Annotated in this window: 5 protein-coding genes; all 5 read right to left on the bottom strand. The window is 64.2% G+C overall.

What is annotated here, in order from left to right:
• Positions 1–759 precede the first annotated feature (759 nt).
• Entirely contained in the window at positions 760–1,197 is a 438-nt protein-coding gene (locus tag EGJ34_RS19385; RefSeq protein ID WP_125362085.1) for a hypothetical protein, read from the bottom strand.
• 209 nt (positions 1,198–1,406) lie between these two features.
• The gene (locus EGJ34_RS19380; RefSeq protein ID WP_185750261.1) at positions 1,407–1,802 is read right to left on the bottom strand and encodes a helix-turn-helix domain-containing protein; all 396 of its coding nucleotides are present in this window, start codon (positions 1,800–1,802) and stop codon (positions 1,407–1,409) included.
• Positions 1,799–2,386, bottom strand: a complete 588-nt coding sequence (locus tag EGJ34_RS22385; protein ID WP_185750260.1) for a hypothetical protein — start codon at positions 2,384–2,386, stop codon at positions 1,799–1,801. Before EGJ34_RS22385 ends, EGJ34_RS19380 begins: the two co-directional genes overlap by 4 nt.
• Positions 2,387–2,860: 474 nt before the next feature.
• Positions 2,861–4,714: a methyl-accepting chemotaxis protein gene (locus EGJ34_RS19370; RefSeq protein WP_312023043.1), complete on the bottom strand. Its 1,854-nt coding sequence runs from the start codon at positions 4,712–4,714 to the stop codon at positions 2,861–2,863.
• A gap of 230 nt (positions 4,715–4,944) precedes the next feature.
• Complete coding sequence (locus EGJ34_RS19365) at positions 4,945–7,140, bottom strand: PAS domain S-box protein (RefSeq protein ID WP_260477065.1); 2,196 nt, start codon at positions 7,138–7,140, stop codon at positions 4,945–4,947.
• Between the last annotated feature and the right edge of the window lie 345 nt (positions 7,141–7,485).

Genomic DNA, 7,485 nt, shown 5'->3' with positions numbered 1-7,485 from the left:
TGGCGGTCTTCTTCTTGGGTGGCATACATGATCCTTTTCAACATGTTATGCCCGAACACAAAATTCCTGACAGTCCCTCTCACCACGACCGCAGCTCCATTCTTCGAGCAACTCGGGTTCGACCGGATAGCGCGCGAGGTGGCACCCACGTTCATCGCAAAGTCCCCGCAGATCCTTGGGCTCTGCCCTGGGTCGGCAGTTCTGCTGACGAAGCCTCTATAGGACCGACCTGCGCGGCATTTGCGCAAACCGCGCCGTTTGGTCTCTCCTCCAGACCGCAGCTTCCAGAACGAAATGCGTGTCTGCTTCCAGAACAAGGATGCGGGGAGAGCATGTATCCCGTTGATTTACAATGCCTTTACCAAGGCACATCCAGACCGTGCTTGTATCCCACCTTCGGCACCATGGAAATGAAAAAGGCCAGATCGAAAGATCTGGCCTTTTGCTTTTCAGCCCAGGCGTGCCGGAGGACCGCATGAACGTTGCACTGGGCGAACCTAACCTGGGCATGGGCAAGGAAGCTTGACGTTCGGGCAAGGCTTCACTCACTTGTCTTTAGAGAAATCGTTGAACCCCAGATATCGCGATCGCGCCTCCAACGTCCAATCGCCCAGCATGCGATCACAAGGCTTCTCAAGAGGCCTCTTTCGGAGCAGTCGCTTTGCAGACCTCCACTCCGCAGCCCGAACTTCGGGCTCGCTCGGGGCCGGCACATTCAGTACCTTGCACACAGCTTTGACGAACAACACCCTCGCGCGTTTACTTATGATCATCGGTACTTCCCTGCGTAGTGCTTGAAATGATCCTAGCACCCAGCTCAACGGGCGACCGATCGTTGAGCACCAGGAATGCCGTCGTGAAGAGCAATGCGGCAAACAAGATGGAGCTTGTAAGCCCTGCAGCCACGCTCAAAGCGAACTGCGGCCAAAACCGTCGAACCTGTCGTATTTCGCCAATCAGCGCAGAACACTTCAGTTCTTCCCGAACAGAATCAGAGAACGACGCCTCCACTTCCTCGGCGTAGGATCCCAGCGCATTCTCCGCGATGCCACGGGCACGCACCACAGCACCAACGGGAAGCGATCCGTACCATGCTCTGATCTCTTCATCCGTAGCATCCCTTCCCTCGTACTCTGCATGGTGCCTCATCCACTCGAACTTCTGCTCTTCGACGACCGCAAAGGTCAGCAGACCCATGATCCAGTCCCGAGACCGTTCGTCGGCAAGCTTGTCGTAGACATCCAGTGAACCCGTGCATCTGGGCATGACGCCCCCTTGAAGTGGAATGACTTCATGCTTGCACGCAGACGGCGTACTTCGGATACGGAATGCACCATCTTCCGTATCCGACTTGCCCGCCCTTCTCTGTAGGCACGCCGCTACAAGCGCGAAGGACGGCTGGCCCTTTACCGCCGACGCGGCCCGACCGGCTCCCCCGCCTGCGCCGCCAGCGCGCGCGACAACTCCTGCGCCGGCAGGATGTTGAACAGGCGCGAGTACAACGCGGCCATGCGGCCCAGGTCCCATACCCCGAACCTGGCGCAGATGCCGGTGACGGTATCGCCTGGCCGGGCGCTGCGCAGTGCGCTGCGGATGGCGTGCAGCCGCTCCACGACATAGAACTGGCGCGGTGCCATGCCGAACGCGTCGCCGAATGCACGGTTCAACGAACGCTGCGACGCGCCCACGGCAAACGGAATGTCGGAGAAGGAGACCTCGCCGCGCAGACTGCGCTGGATATGATCGATGCCACGACGCACGATCTCCTTGCGCGGCAGCGGCGGACGACCGCGACGGCTCACTGCGAGCGTCGGGCATGTCGGCCGCGGCTGGCACTGCAGCACGGCGGCGGTGATCTGCGTTGCAAACGCCTGCGCAGCCGCCGGTTCGGCGAACGCGTCCGGGTTCTCTGCATGCACCTTGAGGCGCGCTGGGTCAGCGCCACCACCTCGCCCACGGCCTGCGGGTTGGAACGTACGTGCGTGGTCCGGTACAGCGCCTGCGTATCCAGCCCCATCCGCACCGCCTGGCCCAGCACCCGCGCCTCGGCCATGTCCACGCCCAGAAAGCGCGCCGGCACCCGCGTGAACCCCTGCATCTCCTGGCGCGGGGCCATCCAGATGTAGCCGTCGTCGCTTACCCGTTCACCTTCCAGCTCGGTGTCGCTGCCCGGCAGTGACAGGTAGACCCCGAAATGAGCCGCGTGCAGCGCGCCGCGATACGTCACCGGCGCACCGTCCATGCCGTGCAGCACGCTTACGTCGCCAATCTCGAGCGTATTCATTACCCAGGCCGCATCGCTGCGCCCGGTGACCCGCATTTCTCCGTCAACTCCCTTGACTGCGTTGGAATACGCCTCGAAGTCCGGGAAGGTCAAGGAAGGCATTATTTATACTGCGTAGATAATATTTGAGATTATGTGCGGAGCGGTCAGGAAAACTCACCAATCCTCACGAAGGCCGCATACTCTACGCGACTCTGACACCGGTTGTGCACCGCCATTGGTAGGGGGTGAACAGGCGCTTTTTTGGCCTTTTTTACGTAGCGAACGCCCCGCAGCGACATTAAGAATGTGGGCACCCCGCAGCATCACGGATGGACGGTGGGGGCTGTCCAAACGAAAGGTTGCAGGGTGCGTTTGTTTCGATCCGGGGAAAATATCCGCATCGCGCGGCGCAGCCGTGGACTTAATAGAGACCGGGCCATCAGGCATGAGCCCCACAGGCTGCCCGAACGGGGGTTGGGCATGGACAGTCCAAGGGTGTTTTCGTTTCAACTGCAGTACGAAAAAGGCCAGATCCCGATCTGGCCTTTTTCTCTTTCTGGCCGGCGACCCGCGCCGGCCTCCCCTGCCCCCGCGTTAAACCAATCTCAGTATCGGCTGACCTGCCGGCGAGGACGCCCGCGCGCCCCGCCCTGCCTCGCCCTCGACCTTGAACCTGGCTACGGTCTGCAGCAGTTCGGTGGACTGCTCTTCCATGCTGCGCGCGGCTGCGGACGCTTCTTCCACCAGCGCCGCGTTCTGCTGGGTCCCTTGGTCGATCTGATCCACCACGATGTTCATCTGGCCCAGGCTGTCACTCTGCTGGCGCGCAGACTCGCTGATCTCGCGGATCAGATCGCTGACCCGCCTCACGTTGCCGACGATCTCGTCCATGGTGCGGCCGGCACCCTCGACCTGGCCGGTCCCTACGCCCACCTTGTCGACCGAGTCGCCGATCAGCTGCTTGATCTCCTTGGCGGCGGTCGCCGAGCGTTGCGACAACGAGCGGATCTCCGAGGCGACCACGGCGAAACCCCGCCCGTGCTCGCCCGCGCGCGCCGCTTCCACAGCGGCGTTGAGCGCCAGGATGTTGGTCTGGAACGCGATGCCGTCGATGACTCCGATGATGTCCACGATGCGGCGCGAGGACTCGTTGATGAGCGCCATCGTGCTCACGACCTCGTGCACCACCTTGCCGCCCTGCGCCGCCACGTCCACCGCGCCGCTGGCCAGCTGGCTGGCTTGCCGGGCGTTGTCGGCGGTGCTGCGCACGGTGTCGGCCAGGTCCTTCATGGACACTGCGGTTTCCTCAAGCGAGGCCGCCTGCTGCTCGGTGCGCTGCGACAGGTCGGCATTGCCCTGGGCGATCTCGCTGGCCCCCAGGGCAATGGTGTCGGCGGCAAATTTGATCTGGCCGATGATGCCGCCCATGGTGTCCATCAGCGCGTTGATGCCACCGCACAGCTCTGCAATGGGACCGGTCTTGTCGTCAAGGGCGATCTGATGGGTGAGATCGCCCGCCTGCGCGGCGGCCACCACTTCGCGGGTCTGTGCCACGGCCGACTGCAGCGCGTGGGCATCGCGCACCTGCGCCGTCACGTCGGTGGCGTACTTCACCACTTTGAAGGCACGGCCGTTCATGTCCATGATCGGGTTGTACGAGGCCTGGATCCACACCTCGCGCCCGCCTTTGCCCAACCGGCGATACTGCTCGGCATCGTATTCGCCCCGACCGAGTTTTTCCCAGAACGCACGATATTCCGCGCTTTCCCGGCACGAGGCGTCCACGAACATGCTGTGATGGCGACCGCGCACTTCGTCCAGCGTGTAACCGGTGGTGGCAAGAAAGTTCTCGTTGGCCCCCAGGATGCGCCCGTCCAGGCTGAACTCGATCACGGCCTGTGATTTATTGATGGCCGCGAGCTGCCCGGCGAAATCGGCCGCCTGCATCTTCTGCGCGGTGATGTCGGTGGCGAACTTCACCACCTTGTACGCGCGTCCGCTGCTGTCGAACACCGGGTTGTACGAGGCCTGGATCCAGATCTCGCGTGCGCCCTTGCCAAACCGACGGTACTGCCCGGCGTCGAACTCCCCGCGCCCGAGCCGCTCCCAGAACGCGCGGTACTCCGCGGTCTGCACCTGTGCCGGGTCGACAAACATAGAATGGTGACGCCCCTGCACTTCGGCCAGGGTGTACCCCAGCGTCTGCAGGAAGTTGTCATTGGCGGTCAGGATGGTGCCGTCCAGGGCGAATTCGATCACGGCCTGGACCCGGTGCAAGGCCGTGACCTGTGCTTCCAGTTCCTCGCGATGGCGCTCTGCGGCCACCTCGGCCTGGCGACGCAGGTCGCGGCGGGCACGGAACAGGGCGCGCCATCCGCGCCAGGGAGAAGCCGGCAGCGCCACGGCACTGCGTTCGGTCAACGGCATCTGCATGCCAGAGATGAGCATTTTTGCGATCCTCGATGTTCGGTTGGCGGATGGGCTACGAGACACGCAGACGTCCGGGGGCAAACAACGACGTCACTCCAGCCACTCCCGGAGGGAGCAGGTGCAGAAGGGTATCGACTTAACGGGAATAACCTTTAGTAGAAACTCGCCTGATAATGAATTATTAATAACAAAACCAGGTCACAGTTTTATATCGCCCATTAATTCATGTGTAAACCCCCATCCGGGATTTACAGCTCGGAACCGCCTTCGTCCAGCGATTCAAGGGGCTCGGGCCCACCGTGCACCGGCTCTTCCACCTGCACGTTGTTGCGGCCCATCGCCTTGGCGCGGTAGCACTGGGTATCTGCCGCCGCCACCGCCGCATCCACGCTCATCCCGCCGTGAAGGGCAGCGATGCCGATGCTGGCCCCCACGCCCAGCCGCGTGGTGTCCCAGGGAATGGTAAGCAGCTGAAGGGAATGCAGGAGATCGGTGCCGATCCGGCGCGCGCGTCGCAGCGAACAACCCGCCAGGATGACCGCGAATTCGTCGCCTCCGAGGCGCGCCACCACGTCCGAGTCGCGCACGCCGTGGCGCAGCGCGTTGGCCACTGCCCACAGCATGGCATCGCCGGCCAGGTGGCCGTGGTTGTCGTTGATCGGTTTGAAGTTGTCCAGGTCGATGAACATCAGCGAGGCTGACTGGCCGGTGCGGGCGACGCGGGTGATGGCCTGCTGCAGGTGCGCCTCGAAACCGCGCCGGTTGGTCAGTTCGGTCAGCGGGTCAACCTCGGCCAGGTGGCGGGCCTCGCGCTGGCGGGCGCGTTGCTGGGTGACGTCGCGGATCACCCAGACCGCACCGTTGACCTCTCCGTCTTCGTCGCGCAGCCAGGCCCGGGTCAGGTCCACCGGCAGCAGATGGGCTCCGACTGACAGCAGCAGATCCGAATGCAGGTCCACCGCATTGCTCTCCGGGTCCAGCAGCACCTCCAGCTCGAGCGGCGAGCGTGGTGCATATTCCGTGGTCAGCTCGACCACGTCCTGGATGAGCCCACCGGTGAACGATGATGCGCCTTCACCGGCCAAGGCACGGCTGGCGGCGGCGTTGGCGTACTCGATGCGTCCGCGCAGGTCCAGGCTGAGCACCATGTCGGCCACCGCGTCCAGCGTGACGCGGGTGCGCTGGGCGGACTCGCGCAGCTGCTGGCCACTCTGGTGCTGGGCGGTGATGTCCTGGATCTGCGAAACGAAATGCAGCGGCTCGCCATGCGCGGAACGCACCAGCGACACCGACAGACGGCCCCACACCAGGTGACCACCCTTGCCCAGGTAGCGTTTGGTCATGTGGTAGTGATCGCGCCGCCCGGCCAGCAGGTCACCGACCAGGGCCAGGTCCGCGTCCAGGTCGTCCGGATAGGTCAGGGTCTGGAAATCGATGTTCAGCAGTTCGGCACGGGTGTAGCCCAGAATGCCGCAGAGTGCGTCGTTGACGTCCAGCCAGCGCCCTTCCAGCGACACCAGCGCCATGCCCAAGGCAGCGGAGTTGAAGGCACCGGCGAACTTCTCGGCGGCCAGATGTGCCTGTTCGCGCACCTCGAGCAAAGGCGTGATGTCCACGGCCATGCCCACGTACCCCAGCCGCTGCCCGTCGCCGCCATTGAGCGGGCTGATCGACAACCGCACCTGGCGATGACCGCCGTCCTTGCGCACGAACGTCCACTGGTGCGACCACGTGCCGGTCGCCGCGCGCGCGGTCAGCGCCTCGAACACAGTGGGAACGCGGCCATCAGCGCTTGCCTCCCCGCGCAGGTAGTCCTGCATCTCATGCGGGTCGTAGAACACCACTGGATCGTGTTTGCCTATCACTTCTTCCGGCGTGTAGCCCAGCAGCTTCTGCGCGCCGCTGTTGAACAGGGTGATCACTCCATGCACGTCGGTAGCGATCACCGCCACCTCGTCGGACGCGTCCACCACCGCCTGCAGTCGCTGGCGGGTATCGGCGGCATCCTGGCGGGCATTCTGCAGGTCACTGACATCGGCATGCGCGCCGGCCATGCGCAGCGGTCGGCCCTGCGCGTCCCATTCGTACACCCGCCCGCGATCCTGCACCCAGATCCAGCGCCCGTCTTTATGCCGCATCCGGCACAGGCTCTCGTACTGGGCAGTGCGTCCGGCAAGATGGTCGCGCAGCAGCGCATTGGACTGCGCCACATCGTCCGGGTGGGCCAGCTGCTGGAATGTGTCGGGGGTGATCGGGGCGAGCTCCTCGCGTGTATACCCCACGATCTGCGCCCAGCGCTCGTTGACCTGCATCTGGTCGGTACGGCAGTTCCACTCCCAGCTGCCCATGCCGGTGCCGTCAATGATCATTTCGAGCCGACGGCGCTCTTCGGCCAGCGCCTGCAATGCCGCCTGGGCGTCCAGCAGGGAGTTCTGCGGCGTCACGCGCGCGCCACCGCGCGGGCGCGGCTTCGCGCCCCACCCACGACCGGACTGCACTGCCGTGCCTGCTGTTCTGTCATCTGGCCCCTCCGCCAGTTCGCAGCGTACAGCGATTGAAGGCAAAGCGAGATCAAGCTTCTGTCAATGCGGCTCCGGAACGACACAGGCCGCCCGATGGGCGGCCTGTGCAGGATGCGAAGGCAAGGTCAGCCGCCGCGCTTGGCGCGGGCAAATGCGTCAGCCAGCGCGTTGTTGGCCGGCGGAGCGGAACTGCCCGGACGCGGACCGCCGCCCTGTGGGCGTCCGCCCGGTCGCGGACCGGCCCCGTCGCGACGGCCACCACCGGAC

It is taken from the genome of Stenotrophomonas sp. 278, assembly GCF_003935715.1.
GTDB lineage: Bacteria > Pseudomonadota > Gammaproteobacteria > Xanthomonadales > Xanthomonadaceae > Stenotrophomonas > Stenotrophomonas maltophilia_AH.
Note: the sequence above shows the minus strand (reverse complement) of the source record. Positions and strands in the feature narration are given on the sequence as shown.